The sequence below is a fragment of the Pseudobacteroides cellulosolvens ATCC 35603 = DSM 2933 genome, from assembly GCF_001262605.1.
Lineage (GTDB): Bacteria > Bacillota > Clostridia > Acetivibrionales > DSM-2933 > Pseudobacteroides > Pseudobacteroides cellulosolvens.
In genome coordinates this window covers 1,054,464-1,072,309 of record NZ_LGTC01000001.1, presented here as the reverse complement: position 1 = coordinate 1,072,309, position 17,846 = coordinate 1,054,464, and the positions used below count along the sequence as shown (strand labels likewise).

At 34.5% G+C, this 17,846-nt stretch carries 16 protein-coding genes; 6 read left to right on the top strand and 10 right to left on the bottom strand.

Features of this window, described 5'->3' with window-relative positions:
• The first annotated feature begins 77 nt into the window (after positions 1–77).
• A complete protein-coding gene (locus Bccel_RS04450) occupies positions 78–260 on the top strand; it encodes a DUF4926 domain-containing protein (protein ID WP_036945595.1) in 183 nt (60 codons plus the stop codon).
• Positions 261–940: 680 nt separating this feature from the next.
• Here the strand turns inward: Bccel_RS04450 and Bccel_RS04440 are convergent.
• The 5 genes from Bccel_RS04440 to Bccel_RS04420 are packed head-to-tail and all read right to left on the bottom strand — an operon-like array spanning position 941 to position 3,500.
• Positions 941–1,696 (bottom strand): ABC transporter permease, encoded by a 756-nt coding sequence (locus Bccel_RS04440; RefSeq protein ID WP_036945597.1) that lies wholly within the window; start codon positions 1,694–1,696, stop codon positions 941–943.
• Complete coding sequence (locus Bccel_RS04435) at positions 1,693–2,454, bottom strand: ABC transporter ATP-binding protein (RefSeq protein ID WP_036945598.1); 762 nt, start codon at positions 2,452–2,454, stop codon at positions 1,693–1,695. Before Bccel_RS04435 ends, Bccel_RS04440 begins: the two co-directional genes overlap by 4 nt.
• A 15-nt stretch (positions 2,455–2,469) precedes the next feature.
• Positions 2,470–2,820, bottom strand: a complete 351-nt coding sequence (locus Bccel_RS04430) for a DUF1048 domain-containing protein (RefSeq protein WP_036945599.1) — start codon at positions 2,818–2,820, stop codon at positions 2,470–2,472.
• Positions 2,821–2,829: 9 nt separating this feature from the next.
• Positions 2,830–3,177 carry a DUF1048 domain-containing protein gene (locus Bccel_RS04425; protein WP_036945600.1) on the bottom strand — a complete coding sequence of 116 codons (348 nt, stop codon included), beginning with the start codon at positions 3,175–3,177 and terminating at the stop codon, positions 2,830–2,832.
• The gene (locus Bccel_RS04420) at positions 3,177–3,500 is read right to left on the bottom strand and encodes a PadR family transcriptional regulator (RefSeq protein WP_036945601.1); all 324 of its coding nucleotides are present in this window, start codon (positions 3,498–3,500) and stop codon (positions 3,177–3,179) included. Before Bccel_RS04420 ends, Bccel_RS04425 begins: the two co-directional genes overlap by 1 nt.
• Before the next feature lie 283 nt (positions 3,501–3,783).
• Here Bccel_RS04420 and Bccel_RS04415 point away from each other — a divergent pair, with 283 nt between their 5' ends.
• The 4 genes from Bccel_RS04415 to Bccel_RS04400 all read left to right on the top strand — a co-directional run bounded on the left by Bccel_RS04415 (position 3,784) and on the right by Bccel_RS04400 (position 7,278).
• The gene (locus Bccel_RS04415; protein WP_036945602.1) at positions 3,784–4,368 is read left to right on the top strand and encodes a TetR/AcrR family transcriptional regulator; all 585 of its coding nucleotides are present in this window, start codon (positions 3,784–3,786) and stop codon (positions 4,366–4,368) included.
• A 14-nt stretch (positions 4,369–4,382) separates the two neighbouring features.
• Positions 4,383–5,975 (top strand): H(+)/Cl(-) exchange transporter ClcA, encoded by a 1,593-nt coding sequence (gene clcA / locus Bccel_RS04410; protein WP_036945603.1) that lies wholly within the window; start codon positions 4,383–4,385, stop codon positions 5,973–5,975.
• A gap of 220 nt (positions 5,976–6,195) precedes the next feature.
• Positions 6,196–6,570, top strand: coding sequence for a DUF4363 family protein (locus Bccel_RS04405; protein ID WP_036945604.1), 375 nt, complete (start codon positions 6,196–6,198; stop codon positions 6,568–6,570).
• Positions 6,571–6,582: 12 nt separating this feature from the next.
• Positions 6,583–7,278, top strand: coding sequence for a DUF421 domain-containing protein (locus tag Bccel_RS04400; RefSeq protein WP_036945605.1), 696 nt, complete (start codon positions 6,583–6,585; stop codon positions 7,276–7,278).
• A 19-nt stretch (positions 7,279–7,297) separates the two neighbouring features.
• Here the strand turns inward: Bccel_RS04400 and Bccel_RS04395 are convergent, their stop codons facing one another.
• Positions 7,298–7,894, bottom strand: coding sequence for a hypothetical protein (locus Bccel_RS04395; protein WP_036945606.1), 597 nt, complete (start codon positions 7,892–7,894; stop codon positions 7,298–7,300).
• Positions 7,895–8,144: 250 nt separating this feature from the next.
• Between Bccel_RS04395 and Bccel_RS04390 the strand changes: the two genes are divergently transcribed.
• Positions 8,145–9,047: an IS982 family transposase gene (locus Bccel_RS04390; RefSeq protein ID WP_050753112.1), complete on the top strand. Its 903-nt coding sequence runs from the start codon at positions 8,145–8,147 to the stop codon at positions 9,045–9,047.
• Positions 9,048–9,326: 279 nt separating this feature from the next.
• On the opposite strand, the gene Bccel_RS04385 is transcribed toward Bccel_RS04390, so the two are convergent.
• The 4 genes from Bccel_RS04385 to uvrA form a co-directional block, all read right to left on the bottom strand.
• A complete protein-coding gene (locus Bccel_RS04385) occupies positions 9,327–10,862 on the bottom strand; it encodes a stalk domain-containing protein (RefSeq protein WP_242853110.1) in 1,536 nt (511 codons plus the stop codon).
• A gap of 52 nt (positions 10,863–10,914) precedes the next feature.
• On the bottom strand, positions 10,915–12,504 hold the full coding sequence (locus tag Bccel_RS04380; RefSeq protein ID WP_036940806.1) for an NAD(P)/FAD-dependent oxidoreductase: 1,590 nt from the start codon (positions 12,502–12,504) through the stop codon (positions 10,915–10,917).
• A 227-nt stretch (positions 12,505–12,731) separates the two neighbouring features.
• A complete protein-coding gene (locus tag Bccel_RS04375) occupies positions 12,732–14,744 on the bottom strand; it encodes a dockerin type I domain-containing protein (RefSeq protein ID WP_050753111.1) in 2,013 nt (670 codons plus the stop codon).
• A 210-nt stretch (positions 14,745–14,954) separates the two neighbouring features.
• Positions 14,955–17,822, bottom strand: a complete 2,868-nt coding sequence (gene uvrA, locus Bccel_RS04370; RefSeq protein ID WP_036940813.1) for an excinuclease ABC subunit UvrA — start codon at positions 17,820–17,822, stop codon at positions 14,955–14,957.
• Positions 17,823–17,846: the final 24 nt, after the last annotated feature.

Below are 17,846 nucleotides of genomic sequence, written 5' to 3'. Positions count from 1 at the left end.
GCTTGGAAAAGCTTTTACAATAATATATTTGAAGTGTAAAATAAAATTAAATTTTATATATGGGGGCATTGAAAATAATGAAAGAATTTGATGTGGTAGAATTATTATGTGACATACCAGAACATAGTCTTATAAAAGGACAAAAAGGTACCATTCTTGAAATTTATAGTGATGTTGATTGTGAAATTGAGATTTGTGACGATGAAGGATTAACTCAGTTTTTAGGTACTCTTAAATTAAATGATTTGAAGAAAGTTTAGAAAAGTTATTATTTTTAAATAAATAGTCTGTTTTGAATATTAATAGATAATAGGGGTATGGGGTAAAAAGATTTACAATAGATTACACGAAATAAAGATTTCGTGTAATCAGATGGAGGATATATGTTCCTTTGTTTTGAAGCTAAAAACAGATATAAATTGTCGTATTATGCAAGCCCATTTATTATTAACTTATTAATAAATATTGCCTTCAATCTTATGGACTTTACTCAAAAGTTTCCAATGGGTGTATATTCTGCAAATGACCACTTAATAGTAAATGAATTTTCATTTTATATGCATATTGTTTTTTCTTTAGTTCTTGTATATATTTTATTTAAATTTAGTAGTAAAATAAACAAATTGCTATCTAGGATTTTTTACATCTTTTTCGGATCTATATTGGGATTCTTTACAAATTGGATGTTTATTCGATATTATTTGTAATAAAGGTGTGCTTACCTTAAGTGATGTTAAATATGAAAAATAAACTTATTAATAGAAACAAATTAACAAAGAAAAAGTTTATAAAAGATATATTTGATTTCTTTGAAATTGCATTAACAATTATTATTAGTATTATTATTCTATTTGTGTTGTATAAATATTGGTAATAGATTTCTGCTATGACTATATCACAGATCTTTACGGATGTTAGGTACATCCCTTACCTCGTGTTTTCATATCCTGCGTCGATATACCTTCATCGCGAATAGGTAAGCAACAACCATGATACCAACACACCACGCAAGGGCTATCCAAATATCGTTTCCAACGGGTTTAGAGTTCAGCAGTGAGCGAATCGACTCAACAATTGACGTTACAGGCTGATTCTCAGCGAATACGCGGATGACGGTTGGCATTGTTTCTGTGGGAACAAAAGCTGAACTGAGAAATGGCAGGAAGATCAGCGGATATGAGAACGAGGACGCACCCTCCATAGATTTAGCCGTGAGTCCCGGAATGACTGCGATCCATGTCAGTGCAAGCGTGTATAGCACTAGTATTCCCGCTGCCGCAAGCCAGTTAAGTATTCCCGCACTTGAACGGAAGCCCATAATAAGTGCGACAAGGATTATAATAACGACGGTAAGCATGTTGGACACAAGCGAGGTCAGCACATGACTCCACAGCATTGACGAGCGGCCGATAGGCATTGAATTGAACCGCGAGAAAAGCCCTTTCTGCATATCCATAAACAGTCGAAAGGCGGTGTAGGCTATGCCGGACGCAATAGCCATCAACAGTATGCCCGGCAGTTGGTAATTAATATAATTCACATCAGCACCCATACTCATTTTTACTGCACCGCCGAATACATAGACAAACATCAGCATCATCGCAATCGGTGTTAGTGCCACAGTGATAATCGTGTCTGGGCTGTGCAATATGTGCTTTAATAAACGCCCGGTCAGTACGCTTGTATTGTTTTTCATTTTGTTTGACCTCCTTTACCTATGATTGCGAGGAAAATCTCCTCGAGTGTCAACTGTTTTTCGATATATTCTTTTTTTACTGGCGGGAACAGCTTTTTGAGTTCTTCAAGCGTCCCGTTAGCGATAATTTTGCCCTCGTTCAGGATTGCAATTTTGTCAGCAAGTTGTTCCGCTTCATCCAGATACTGCGTTGTGAGAAGAATCGTCACTCCGCTACCAGCAAGCTCTTTAACGGTTTTCCAGACCTCAATCCGCCCCTCTGGGTCAAGTCCGGTTGTCGGCTCGTCAAGAAAGATGACGGATGGCGTTCCCACAAGGCTCATCGCTATATCCAGCCTGCGCTTCATGCCTCCGGAATACGTACCCGCCCGTTTGTTTGCCGCGTCAGTAAGACCGAAGTGTTTGAGCAGATCGTGGGCAACTTGGGCTGGTTTGGGCACACCCCTTAGCTTTGCGATCAGCATCATGTTTTCCTGCCCGGTCAGTATCTCATCCACAGCAGCAAATTGCCCTGTCAGGCTGATATTTTCCCGTACCTTTTCCGGCTGACGTGAAACGTCAAAGCCGCAGACGCTTGCGGTTCCTCCGTCAGATTTCAGAAGTGTGGAAAGGATGTTGACCACTGTGGTCTTGCCCGCACCGTTGGAGCCGAGCAATGCGAAAATCTCGCTTCGCTTCACTTCAAAATCGACGCCCTTTAGGACTTCAGCATCCTTGAAAGATTTTCTCAGGCCTTTCACTTCAATTGCTTTTTCCATGCCGATAGCCCCCCTTTACTTTGTTTTATCCGTAACTTTTTTTATGGCCTTGTAAACTTCTTGGTCAACAGATTCTTGATAGATATCAGCATAAGTTTTTGAATCTTTGATTAGATCGTCGCAGAAAGCCGCTACGTCACTGCCTGTCACTTCTAATACGCCTTTTCCCAAGGCCGCACCCTCTTCAAAAAGATCAATAATCCCCGAGAGTAAACCCGTCCCGTCGTTTAATTCAACTGGGCCGACCTTAAAGAGATATTTTTGAATCTCTTTATAAACAATCTGATAATCTCGCGGGAGTGCTTTGACACGTGCCACGTGTGCTCGCCACTCTTTTTTGCCTTTTATGATATCTTCTATTCTCATTTTACCCTCCTATTTACCTAATTTTTTAGCGATATTATTGTTGAGTTGCTCGCGCCACTTGTCCCGATAAGACTTTGCCCCATCGATGTCAGCCAATGCTGAACAGAAGCCTTTGATATCGTCACCCAAAACCTCTTGGACACTCTGACCGTCCGCCGCCGTTTCTTCGAGCAAGCTAAGCACACCGTCAAGAATTGGCATGAGGTTGCGACCAGTGAAATTTGAATGCGACCAAAGGTTGGTTTTAATTTTTTCCCATGCTGCTTGATAATCAGTCGGCAGCTTTTTGGCTCGTGATTCAAAAGTTTTCAATTCTTTAGTCATGTCACTTCCAGTTACTTTCTCCCAGAAATTCATCATTTCCCCTCCTTTAACTCATTTATTTTTGATGATACGAACTCCCATTTTTGCCAGAACTTCTGTAGTTCCTTGTGTCCTGCGTCATTGAGTGCGAAAAACTTTCGCGGCGGCCCCATATCGGATGGTTTTTTCGTAATTTCCACCAACTTATTTTTCTCAAGCCGCACCAAGATGGTATATACTGTCCCATCCACAACATCCGAAAATCCCAGAGCGTTCAGCCGCCGTGTGATTTCGTAACCATAGATTTCCTCATGGCTGATGATTTCAAGTACGCAGCCCTCCAGCACACCTTTCAACATTTCCGTAAGATTTTCCAGTGTAACCCCCTCCTCACTATTCTGTATTACTAGTATTCTGTATTACTTACTACAGGTATATAGTATCACAGAATAGCATAGTAGTCAATAGGTATATCTTAAGAATCAAAATATCCCCTATGTAATATGTGTAATCATTTCATTTTAATTATGAAAACAGTTCTTAATATTTGCTGTCTTCCTAAAATGTTTTATTTTAAAACTAATTTTAACATTACAATAAAATAAGGAATATGATATAATTGACTAATTGCTCAGTCAATTATATGAAAGAGGTTATAGAATGCCAAGAAATAAAGAGAAAAATGAAAATTTAACCAAAACACGTAAAGAAGAGATCTTGCGTACAGCAATAAAAAAGTTTTCTGAAAAAGGCTACCAAGGTACTAATGTTTCAGAAATAGCGAAAGAACTGGGTGTAAGTCAAGGAATGATCTTTTGGTATTTTGAAACAAAAGAAAGGCTATTTCAAGCAGCTTTTTTGTATGAATTTAAAGTTATAAAGCTTGCAGCCGCAAATGTTATCCAGGATTCTTCCTTTACTCCTTTAGAAAGATTGAGAAAGCTTATTTCTGAAATGATTAAGGTTTACTACGAACGCAAGGAAGGGTGTATGCTTATACTTCAGATGCTTTCAAATACCGATATGCAACAGATATTATCAATAGATATCATTAATGTGTACAATGAGCTTTATAGTGAACTTGAATTGTTATTTAGGGAAGCAGGTGCTGCTAATCCAGAACTAAAAGCCAGGAACTTTGTTGCTCTACTTGATGGCTTTATGATTCAAATTATTTTGGGGTTTGATATCGGAAATCGTGAAATTCTTGTTAAAGATATACTTCATAGATATGAATTGATTTAGACGGAGGATATTTAATGGATGTGCAAAATAAACATAATACATATAATTCACTATTCCATTGGCAAAGCTTTAGACTGAAGCTTGTCTTTGAGGGAATAGCTATAGGAATTATCACCGGCTTTTTAATTGTTATGTATCGTTACGCACTTGAAAAAGCACTGGAAATACTGTTAGAAATTTATATTATTCTAGCAATAAGACCTTTTCTTATTCCTTTTTGGATAGGAGCATTGATATTTATAGGCTATATAGTTGGAGTATTGGTCAAACATGAACCTATGATTAGTGGAAGCGGTATCCCCCAAGTTAAAGGTGTACTCCTTGGGAAACTTAAGATGAAATGGTGGAAAGTCATTTTTGGCAAATTTGTAGGAGGAATTTTAACCATAGGATCAGGACTTTCACTTGGACGGGAAGGACCTTCAGTTCAATTGGGTGCAGCTGTTGGGCAAGGCTTTAGCAAAGTATTTAAAAGAATAAAGGTTGAAGAAAAATATCTTATTACAAGTGGTGCCAGTGCTGGTCTTTCTGCTGCATTTAATGCTCCACTAGCAGGTGTTATGTTCGCTTTAGAAGAGGTTCACAAAAACTTTTCGCCTCTGGTACTTCTTTCATCTTTATCAGCAGCTTTATCTGCAGATTATGTAAGCAGTAAATTTTTTGGATTAAAGCCAGTACTAAATTTTAAAAGTTTATCTATCTTACCATTGGATTATTATTTTCACATCATCATTTTAGGGATTATTATAGGAATCTTTGGAGTTGTTTTTAATAAAACACTTTTAAAAACTCAAGGCCTTTATTCCAGGTTAAATTGGATACCAAAGAAACTATGGATTATAGTACCTTTGTTAGTTTCAGTAGCTATGGGCCTTTTATTACCAGAAGTCTTAGGCGGCGGTCATGAGCTTATAGTTAGACTTTTTACAACAAGCAATTTTTCAATAGCTGCCCTTCTAGTTCTATTGCTTGTAAAATTTTTGTTTACTATGATAAGTTATGGCTCAGGTGCCCCTGGGGGAATTTTTCTACCTCTACTCGCTATTGGAGCCTTAATAGGAAATCTGTATGGATTTGTTCTGGTATATTATTTTCATTTTGACAATACACATATTTATAGCTTTATAATTTTAGCTATGGCTGGCTATTTTACTGCTGTTGTCAGAGCACCAATTACTGGGATTATTCTTATTACAGAAATGACAGGTTCTTTTAATCATCTTCTCTCTCTAGCCATAGTATCAATCACAGCCTATATAGTTGCCGATATTCTAGGCTCAAAACCTATATATGAATCTTTACTTGATAGAGTGTTGCATAAGCAGGATGATGGGATCGTTATTGGAAATAAAAAACACAAAGCAATCTTAGAATTTGCTATTTGTATGGGCTCTATGTTGGATGGCAAAGAAATTAAACATGTGAAATGGCCGGCTCATTGTTTGCTAGTAGCAGTCAAACGCGGGGAGCAAGAGATAATTCCTAAAGGAGATACTATTATCAATGCAGGTGATTATTTAATTGTACTTACAAATGAGGATAAGGTGTCTAAAATTAATGATGCATTTATAAAAATGGCTGGTAACTGCGAGACACATACCAAATAATATTTTAGGTAAATTTATGTGTACCCCTAAATTTGCTATGATAAATATTATCTCCTTTGGTTAAAATAGATTAAGTAAACAAAAAACCAAGGGGATATTTTAATGTATCAAATTTTATATGCTGAAATTTATTCTGCAGGAAGTCTTTATGAATCCGTGAAGAAACATAATGCTGAAGAAAACCATTGGAAATTTGGGATAGAATAGGGAGGCCAAACACTTGAGAAACAGAACAATAACCTACGGTCTCCTTGGTATTATTCTCCTAATTTTCATCATTTATTTTGCTGCTCAAAGAATAGTTTTTCCTTCCGGTCAGCCAATAGTCAGCCACTTGAACTATATAATAGAATATGCACAACATGATAAATGGGAAGAGGCTGAACAATCTGTCAATAAGCTGCTAGAATCATGGGAAAAAGGTAAATATCTCCTTGCATTGAATTATGCGGAAGCTGATTATTCTCTTTTTTTGGATAATATTTCTAGAATCAAGGGTGGAATCCAAACTAAAGATGTAGCCGAAACTGTCAATCAATCATTATCAACTTTAAAACTATGGGAAAACTTCAAGAAGTTTATACCAGAGCCATAAGGAGGGCGATATATGGAAGCAATAATATATATTTTCCGTTGTGTTCTTGTTCTATTGTTTTCATGGTTTTGCGTAAGAGTAATCGGAAAGAAGTCTATCTCACAATTAACTTCTTACGACTTCACCGCTTTAATGATTTTGGCGAATGTGGCAGCAGAGCCATTGGTGTTCAAGGTAAGTTCAAAAGCATTTTTGGGTTCAGTAACAATAGCTGTTGTAGCTGTCATCATAGGTAGAATATCTTTAAATAAGATATTCTATAACATCGATGCAAAACCGGATATTATTATTGTAAACGGGAAAATAGACAAAAATGCTTTAAAACGAAATAGAATGAATTTACCATTCTTACTATCCTTATTAAGGCTGCAAGGATACACAAAGGTATCTGATGTAGAATTTGCAATAATAGAGCCTGATGGTAATCTTTCCGTAATCCCAACATCCCAAAGTCGTCCAGTTACACCAAATGACTTGAAGATAGACACTCCATATGAAGGAATTACATTGCCGCTAATCATCGATGGAGAAATTCAATACAATAACCTCAAATTTGCTAAGTTAGATAAGGCATGGCTAAAACAGGAAATACTGAAATCCGGTGCTTCAAAAGCTGAAGATATATTTTTAGCAGAATTGGATACCAGCGGGAAACTGAATATTGATTTGTATAAAGAATCACCTGATCATAAGCCTGGAATTATTTAATGCACTCAAATAACAATCATTAAAGAGCTCGTCCAATAGATTCCTTATTCTTCTGCCTGTACTGTTCCTCAAACTTTGGTCTATCCTCTTGGAACCCTTTGACCATTTTATCGAACTCACTATACAAGTTAGCAAAGTTTGATTCATCAGACTTTTTCACTTTATCTAATAGATTTTTCACTTTATTAAGTTGTTGAGTATCATAATCTGCTAGTTCCTTCTCCTTATCGGTATAGTTTTTAATATCCCACTCAGTTAGTTTTCTCATATTTTCTAATTGCTTAATTAGTTTAGCATTATTATCTATAATATCTTCATCATTAACATAACCATCTTGTTTCATTTCTTCTAAAGTTTCAGTTGAATCTTTTTTATATTTAATTTCTCTTTGTTCAAGCTCCTTAATCTTTTGTTCCCGTTCTAATCCCTCAGGCATGTTAGCAACTTTTAATTTTTCTTTACCTATTTCTTCATTTTCTTTATTGTGTTCTATACGTTTATTATCGTAAAAATCCTTTTTTTCTTTTGATAATCTTGGTTGTGCCAATAAAATACTTGTTGACACTGTTAATGCTATTAATGCTGTTATTACAGCGATTATTGGCTTCTTATTCATGATATTTCTCCTTGCATAATTTAAACATGTGTTAAAACCATTTCCATAAACATTATAACATATAATTTACAAGTAACTTGTAGAATTATGTGAATAAATTGTGTTTTTAATATTGCATCTTATTACAGTAAGTAACGTGAGTTCGATAATATGGTTGTAATAAGAATGAAACAGAAATGAAAAATGAAGCTCCTGTCCAAATCTGTATAATCAATGTTGGCAACAAATTTAACAGAGGGGATGGAGCTTCATGGAAGATTTACTTATTAAAATTTTCTGCGATACTGATGATTTTTGCATTAGGCTCGACAACTATTTAAAGCATCATTTGGTTACTGATAATAGACTGCAGGAACCTAACCTCTTTAACATTTCAAGAATGATGACATTAAGTGAAGTAATGACAATAACAATATATTTTCATCATTCGAGTTATAGAAACTTTAAGCATTATTATAAAGAATTTGTCTGTAAAAGATTAAATGGGTACTTTCCGAGCCTTGTAAGTTATACAAGGTTTGTAGAGTTAATGCAACAAGCACTAATTCCATTAATATTATACACACAAAAATATAGACTAGGCAAGACAACAGGAATTTCCTTTATTGACTCTACGACATTAGATGTTTGTGATAACAGAAGAATTCACTCTCACAAAGTTTTTAAAGAGATTGCTCAGAGAGGTAAATCTTCTACAGGTTGGTTCTATGGGTTTAAGCTGCACATTGTAGTAAATGAAATAGGAGAAATTTTATCATTCTTTTTAACACCGGGTGATATAGATGATAGAGACTCAAAGGTAATAGATATACTTACAAAAGACCTGTTTGGAAAACTTTTTGGAGATAAGGGTTATTTATCACAGCCTTTATTTAAAAAGTTGTATAACCGAGGGATAAAACTAATAACCAAGTTAAAAAAGAACATGAAAAATAAGCTAATTGATATAGAAGAAAAGCTTCTTCTCAGAAAGAGAGCTCTTATTGAGACAATAAATGATTTTCTGAAAAATACTTGCCAGATTGAACATACTAGGCATAGAAGCTTTACAAACTTTTTAACTAATGTCGTAGCTGGTATTGCTGCTTATAGCTTCTTACCGAATAAACCAAGCTTAAAGTTTAGTAAAAGCGTTCTTGTTGCCACACTTTAAGGCTGCTTTTCATAATAAAAAAGGCTCTAAATTTCAAGATACTAAAGCCTTACTTAATTATAATCTATAGATATGGTTAATTATGGCACTTGTTATATCGAACTCACGTTAAGTAAATGTTTTTTTTGTTTTATAATCATAAAAATGATTACATTTTCTTTTAACATCTTCTTCATATTCATACAACCAGTAAAACTATATAATGATAATGCTGTAGCCCTACAGTTATTTGAAGGCTACAGCATTATTATTATATAAATTATTAAACTCAAGTTATAGTTACTGAGTAATTGTAATTGTTTGTATATCGCTGTTCCAGTCCACCTTTGCACCAAAGCTTTCAGCAACGGCACGAGCAGGAACTAATGTTCTTCCGTTGATAATTTGCGGAGAAACATCAAGTGTAATTTTTGATCCGTTTTTGGTTATTGTCCTATCTCCTACTTTCATAATTATTGTAGTATTCTTATATACTGCTGTTATAGTTTTAAGTTTTTCATTCCATGTAACATTAGCACCGATTGCTTCAAATATTGCACGAAGAGGAACAAGTGTGCGTCCATTCTGAATAATAGGATGCTGGTCAAATTGTATTTGTTTATCATTTAACATAACTTTAATTTGACGAGAATTTAAAGAGATCTTATAATCGGTATTGCTATGATAGAGGCTACTATATTTTGTTGTAACTATAATATAATATGTACCTTTGTTAAGAGAAATATCATCTGATTTTCCTGTAGTATTAGTACCTGTCGAATTTAGCTGTAACAGCTCCTTGTCATTACTGTCAAACAAAGCAATTTTCCAATATTCACCTGAAGATTCTACATTGCCATGGTTAAAACCTATATTTATTTTATCAGAACTTTGCAATGTGAATTTGTAATAATCAACATCAGAGTTTAATCTAAGATTACCGGTAATTGGCTTATTTGTTTCGGAAATAACTGTTGCCTGTTCCTTTTGGTTGTTTTGTTCAATTTCAAATTGACCTTTATTTTCCTCATAAATTACTGTAAGATTATAATCAGCATTACTGTGATAAAGACTACTATATTTTGCAGTAATTCTTATGTAATATGTACCCTTGTCAAGATAAGCATTTATTGATTTTCCAGTTGTATTAGTTCCTGTTGAATCAAAATTAAGAACCTCATTTTCATTAATATCAAACATATTGATCTTCCAATATTCACCTGAGGATTCAACATTACCATGGTTAAAACCTATGTTTACTTTGCCGGGGTTTTGCAAATTAAATTTGTAATAGTCAACGTCAGATTCTAATCTAAGATTACCAATAATGGGCTTATTCACTTCTGAAATAACCGTTGCTTGTTCCTTTTCATTGTTTTGTTCAACTTCGAATTCGCCTTTATTTTCGGTATAATTTACAGTAAGGTTATAATCTGTGTCGCTGTGATAAAGACTACCATATTTGGTAGTAACGCGAATATAGTGTGTTCCCTTGTCTAAATAAGCATTTATTGATTTTCCCGTTGTGTTATTTCCAGTAGACTCAAGATATAGAACCTCATTTTCTACATTATCAAACATATTAATCTTCCAATATATACCTGAGCTTTCAATATTACTATGGTTAAAACTTATGTTTACTTTGCCTGATGATGGTAATTCTACTTTGTAATATTTAACAGAATCTTGTTTAAGTAAATTATCAGTAAATACCTCATTGACTGATATTGGCTTAGCCTCATCACTCATGGATGCAAAAGCATATTGTGTACATAAACTCATTACCACCAACATTGTTATTGCTACTAATGTCATTAAAATTTTTTTAGAAAACATTTTTTATCCCCTTTTCAAAATAATATAAAATATTAAATATAAAGTAATTATATTACTTCTTTGTTTCGTGATATTCTTCCTCACTATTTACAGCCCAAATTGAATCTTTTGAACTAATATTTTTAGTAATACAATTTACAGCCTCCATAGCTGTCAGCATTGAGTGGTCCATATTATTATATCTATGCTGGCCGTTCCTGCCAACACAATATAAGTTAGGAATTGCATCCAGCCACTCTTTTATTTGCGGGAATTTACTGTATGTTCCGAAGTAGGCTGGATAAGCTTTTTTAACTCTGATCCTCACTTGATCAAGAACATCTTTTTCATCAATAATATCAATTTTAGCTAATTCTTTTTTTGCAAATTCTATAAAGTCCTTATCTGACATGTTCCACATGTTGTCACCTTCATTGCAGAAGTACTCCAAACCTATCCATGCGGTGTCTTTAAAGTTCTTTAAAAGATATGGAGACCAGTTGTTAAAGATTTGAAGACGACCAATTTTTACGTCTCTTTCCTGAATATATATCCAAGTATCTGGTACTATGTCCCCTACTGTTTTGATTTTAGTTTTATTTTTTATTTTTAATTTATTTACCAAAAGGCCTACTGTGATAAAATCACGATAAGGTAGTTTATCAGCTGCGTCCTTAATTTCTGAAGATATTTGTGTTCCTTTTATAGAAGTAACAAGATCCTTAATAGGCATTGATGATATAAAATAATCTCCAAAAACCTCTTCCTTTTGACCATCATTTTTTTCAACTATAACAGATGTAACTTTTCCATTTTGCATTTTTACTTCTACAACTCTATTATTTAAGCGAACTTCGCCGCCCATTGACTGAATGTCAGCTGCAGCAGTTTCCCATAACTGGCCAGGGCCAAGCTTGGGATAAATAAATTGTTCTATTAATGATGTTTCCACATTTTTTTGTTTAATTCCATTTTTATTTCCTTTTGAACTGAATATCTTACTTATAGCCGCTAATACCGCCTTTTTTAAAGATAAACCCTTGATTCTTTGAGCCCCCCAGTCAGCAGCTATTTTTGAAGGGTGAACTCCCCACAATTTTTCGGTGTAATCCTCAAAGAACATTCTATAAAGTGCAACACCAAAACGGTTTATCATAAAGTCTTCAAGTGATTTTTCCTCACGTTTGTGAAATCTTGCTGAAATATAACCAAAACCGGCAGCAATGGTTCTAAAAAGCCCCATGTTTGTAAAAGTCTGAAGTTTTAATGATATAGGATAATCAAAGAATTTTCTTAAATAAAATATCCTGGAAACACGTTCCCTGATCAGCATTACCCTATCCTCTGTTTCCGGATTAGGTCCGCCTGATACCAAATCTTTTTGTTTATTAAGCAATATATCATCCTTTGAAGGTGCACCCTGAACTGGCATTAAGTTCATCCACCAATCCATTACTTTATCATCTTTTGAAAAAAAACGGTGACCTCCAATATCAATTCGATGATTATTGTACTTTACTGTCCGAGAAATACCGCCTATTTCATTGCTTTCTTCAAGTATGATAGGATGAATACCAGTGTTTTGTTTTAAAATTTCATGTGCGGCAGTTAAACCTGCTGGACCAGCTCCAATTATAATAGCGATCTTTTTGTTGGTTTCCATTATCCAATTGTCTCCTATAAAATAAAATTACTTTCTATATTTAAATAAAAATATATTTTAAATAATATATCAATCTTTGTTTTTTTATGTTAATGAACTTATTAAAATAAGGGTAAGATAACCTTATTAATAATTATAAAGATAAAATCACCAATTGTGCTCATTTTAATATTATAACATGATATATAATATGTAAACCAGCTTTAATTTTAATAAATACAAATTAATTAATTCGGAAAGCTTATAGAATAACACCTAAAATATTTGGGGTAACAATTGATAGTTTGGTTAAAATGCTTTGCCATTAAGAATACATCAAGTATATTAATAACAAAATCTCCATTGATATCAGCACTTTCCATAAAATCCGGATCATTTTTAATTGTGTTAAAAGTCTTTGCAAGAACTAAAACATCAAGCATATTAATAATTCCATCTCTTGAAGAATCAATATCCCCTGCCCAAACTTCTATGGGTTGTGCTATTAAAATATCTCTATCTGCAATAACATTATGTATCATTCTACTTAAATAACCGTTTTTTGAGACTTCAATCACATAGCCTTGATCAGAGACTGGTACATTTGGAAGCTGGAAATATCCATTTTCATCTGTATATGCAAAAAGATCAGTATCTTTTAATGAAACTAGAAATCCTGTTCGTGATGGATAGGTTTTTTCATTTGAAAATTCAGGTTTTACATATCCACTTATTATAACTGTTTCAGGCAAAAGGTTTTCAACTTTATCACTAATAGCTAATTTATAAATTCCTCCTTCTTCTGTATCATAATCACCTATTATAATATAATATTTAGTATCAGCTAAAAGTTTAAACATCATTATATTATTATTGATTTTTTCATATGTTTCATAAGAATAATTATTTTCACGAACTGTCAAATAATAATTAAAGTTACAATCAAGTTTAAAATAATATTTACCTGATGTTGAAGGAGTGAAACTTAAATAATCTAAATCATCATAATAATTCACCTTTCCATGAACTTCTTTATTTAAGCTTATTTCAGTTGCTGTTTCTATAAAATTTCCATAATCATCCTCAAAAGGTCCTTCAAAATCCAAGGAATAGTTAAATAATTCATAACCATCTGAAATTTTAATATAACATTCATGATCCTTTATTATGTCAAAAATTATGTTTTCTGAGCCAAAATAAATGTTTCTTAATCCGTTTCCATTTCCATCAAACAACTCTATAATTGAACCTAATTCAGGAATTTTACTTATGTCATTTCCGTTATCGACTTTATAATTTTTCAAATAGTACCTGCCGCTTTCTGAAGGCACAAACTTAAAGTAATCTGAATCAAAAAAATAATCCAATGATCCCGAAAGTTTCTCTCCTGGTTTGATTTCCTTTGCAGTTTCAAATGAATTGCCGCAGTCGTCAATAACAGGCCCTTTTAAACTAAATGAATAATCCATATAACTAGAATAATTTTTATTTGTAATTAATACATAATAAGTGTTATTTTTTATTAGATCAAAGTAAACGTATTTATGGTAATCTGTAGAAGTATATACCATTTTACCATCTGAGTCATAAATATTAAATACAAGATAATAATGTGGGGTATAAGAAGTATCGGTGATAAAAGAAAGGTTTTCTATAAAATATTTTCCATCAGAGGAAGGTGTAAAACTAAAGTAGTCACAATCATTATTGAAATTTGTACTTCCCTTTATTTCGTCATTAATAAAGATTGGATAAGCATTTTCCATAGTATTGCCATAATCATCTTCAGTACTAAAATAGTCAAATTTAACTGAATATTCACAATTACCACTTTCCAAACCTAAAATAATCAAAAAATATTTCTTATCTTTCAGTCCATAAAATCTTAATGTAACCTTTCTATCACTGTTTGTCTCTTCTTTGATTAACTCTTCATTTTCATCATATAAATAAATACTTAAAGGAGTTGCTTGAGAAATTCGAACAACAATGTTTGAGTCCATTTCAGGCATTATGGTATAACAATCCATATATGGAACACTTACTTTTCCGTCAACCTGTATACCTCTACTAAGTGCAACCGACTTCTCAAATATATCAGCCAATGAAGACGAGTATATTTGATTTGATACTAAATGATTTTTTAATGTAGCCTCTGATTGGTATTGATTATTGATTGAGAAACATACCTTGCAGCTTAACAATACTATCAATAACAACACAAGATATGAAATATAGTTTTTAACTTTCTTGTTCAACATATTTCCCCCTATGAAAACTAAATAATCAAATAATAGAAGAATCTCACTAATTCTATATAACTACACCACTTTTATCTGTTTTACTATCAAGCTTGTCTCTTGTTTTTAAAATTATATCAAAAAATAGACAAAAAAACAATTAATGCTAAGCAGTGTATAAAAAAATCCCGATTTAAGGCAATAGCCAATCGGGATTTAACACTTAGATGATTAAAGAACATCCTTCAAGTACCTTCCAGTATGGGATGCTTCCACCTTCGCAACTTGTTCAGGCGTACCTTCTGCCACTACATAGCCTCCTCCGTTGCCTCCTTCAGGTCCCATATCGATTATATAATCCGCTGATTTTATGACATCTATATGATGCTCAATCACAAGAACAGAGTGCCCCATTTCAACAAGTCTACCTAGGCAGTCCAACAATTTTTGAATATCCGATAAATGGAGCCCTGTTGTCGGTTCATCCAATATGTACAAGTTGTGTGCTCCTCTTTTAATCTTTGAGAGTTCATAGGCAAGCTTAACCCTTTGTGCTTCACCGCCGGATAGTGTTGTTGAGCTTTGCCCAAGGCATATATAACCAAGCCCTAGTTCATTCATGATGCCTAGTTTATGCTTCAAGTACCGATTATCCTTAAAGAACACAAGAGCTTCTTCAACTGTCATTTCCAAGACTTCGGCAATATTCTTACCTCTATACTTAATCTCCAACCCTTCGTCTGAAAAACGCATACCCTTACAAACGGGACAGATTGTTTCGATATCTGCCATAAACTGAAGATTGGTAACTATAATACCGTCCCCTGCACAGTGTTCGCATCGTGTACCATTGGCATGTGTAAGGCTGAAGTCTATTTCCTTATATCCCCTGGCGATAGCATCAGGTTCCATTGCAAAAACTTGACGGATTTTATCATAAATCCCTATATACGTTGCAGGATTTGATTTACTATTTCTTCCTATAGGTGTCTGATCAATGTTTATTACATTATTTATTAGTTCCGAACCGAACAGGAAATCATGTTCTCCAGATACAATCCTTGCACCGGTTTTATTTATTTTTAATTGTTTATACAATATTTCGTTAATGAGTGAACTTTTGCCTGAGCCGGAAACTCCGGTAATGCAGACGAAAACTCCAAGAGGTATATCCAGATCCACATTTTTAAGATTGTTCTCTCTTGCACCTTGTATTGATAGAAACAAATCCCCTAGTGAACGACGCTTCTTTGGCACTGGAATTTTTGCATTGCCTGAAATATATTTTCCTGTGACGGAATCCGGTGATTTCATAATATCTTCAAGCTGGCCTGAAGCAACAATTTGACCTCCATGGACTCCTGGACCGGGGCCCACTTCAATCACATGGTCGGCATTCATAATGGTTTCCAAGTCATGTTCCACAACAATGACTGTATTACCTATATCCCTTAGCTTTTTCATTGTTTCAATAACTCGGCCTGAATCTCTTGGGTGAAGTCCAATGCTTGGTTCATCCATAACATAGAGCATGCCCATCAATTCACTGCTTATCTGGGTTGACATCTTTATTCTCTGCATTTCACCGCCGGAGATGCTGTCACTCCTGCGTCCTAAGTTTATGTAATGCAAGCCTATATCAACTAGCAGCTTGATACGTGTACTGATTTCGCGTACAATGGTTCTTGCTACATCCTCAATGTCAGCATCAAAGCTTAGACTTTCCAGGAATTCAAGGAGCTCCGGTAACTGCATTCGGCTGAGCTCGTCGAAATTTTTATCACCAACTTTTACCTGTAAGCGTTGTGGCTTAAGCCTTGCCCCATGGCATTCGGGACAAACTTTCTCGATCATGCAATCCTTTATAAATGTCGGTTCAAATGCTTCTGATGTAGCTGATTTACGAATATAATGCTTGTACCAATTTTCAAACTCATGCACAAATCCAGGAAACGGCCGATCCCGTCCAACCATCCAATTACGCTTTTGAGAAAACGGCGGTTGAACCATTTCAACTGTTTCACCCTTGGTTCCATATAGCAGGATTTCAACAATTTCCTTTGGTAACTCATTGAATGGTCTATCTAGACTGAAATTGTACTTTTGTGATAAACTGTACATCATTACCGTTCTATAGCTATCCTTGCCTGAGGGATTAAATATTGTATTTTTAAATGCCCCCTGGTTAATACTCTTTTCAGGTGCAACAATTAAAAATCGCGGCTCTACTACATATGACATTCCCACACCCATACAGGTATGGCAGCTGCTGGCAGGCGTATTAAACGAAAAATGGAAAGGCTGCATTTCACATAAAGAATAATGATGTTCAGGGCAGGCAAATCCAGTATAAAACATTGGATCAACCTCACCTAACACCTCTACTTTAATCATGATATCTTCATCTAATGACAACATTGCAGCTTCTATTGACTTGGTTAATTGTATGTAGGAATCCTTTCTAAGCGTAAACTGGTCAATGATCAGTTCTATGTGATAATCCCTGCTCTCGTCCAATTCCCGCTTTTGTGCCAAAGAAAATGCTTCACCGTCTACAAGTAAATTCTTATACCCTTTTTCACGCAGTTCATGGAATGTATAAACATAGTCCTCACCGAAGATTTTATAGACCGGTGCCCTTAGTTCTACCTTTGTCCCGACAGGCAAAGTCATGATATGCTCAGCGATTTGTGCAGCTGACAACTGTTTTAGTGGATAGCCGCATTCGGGACATCGTCCAATACCTGCAGTTGAAAATAGAAGTCTCATATAATCGTTAATATCAGTTACCGTACCAACAGTTGAACGAGGGTTATTGTTGCTTTTTTTCTGCTCTATTGCTATAACAGGTGAAAGCCCTCGTACATAGTCCACCTTTGCCTTCTTCAATTGGCTGATACGACTCTTGGCAAATGTCGAGATTGAGTCTAAAAAACGGCGTTGCCCCTCTCCATAAATGACATCAAATGCCAAAGAAGACTTGCCAGAACCGGAAACTCCGGTTATGACGGTTAACTTGTCCCTTGGGATTTCTACCGAAATGTTTTTAAGGTTGTTTTGTTTTGCACCCGAAACTTCAATGGTTGTACGAATGGACATCCTCTATTCCCCTTTCTCAAATTC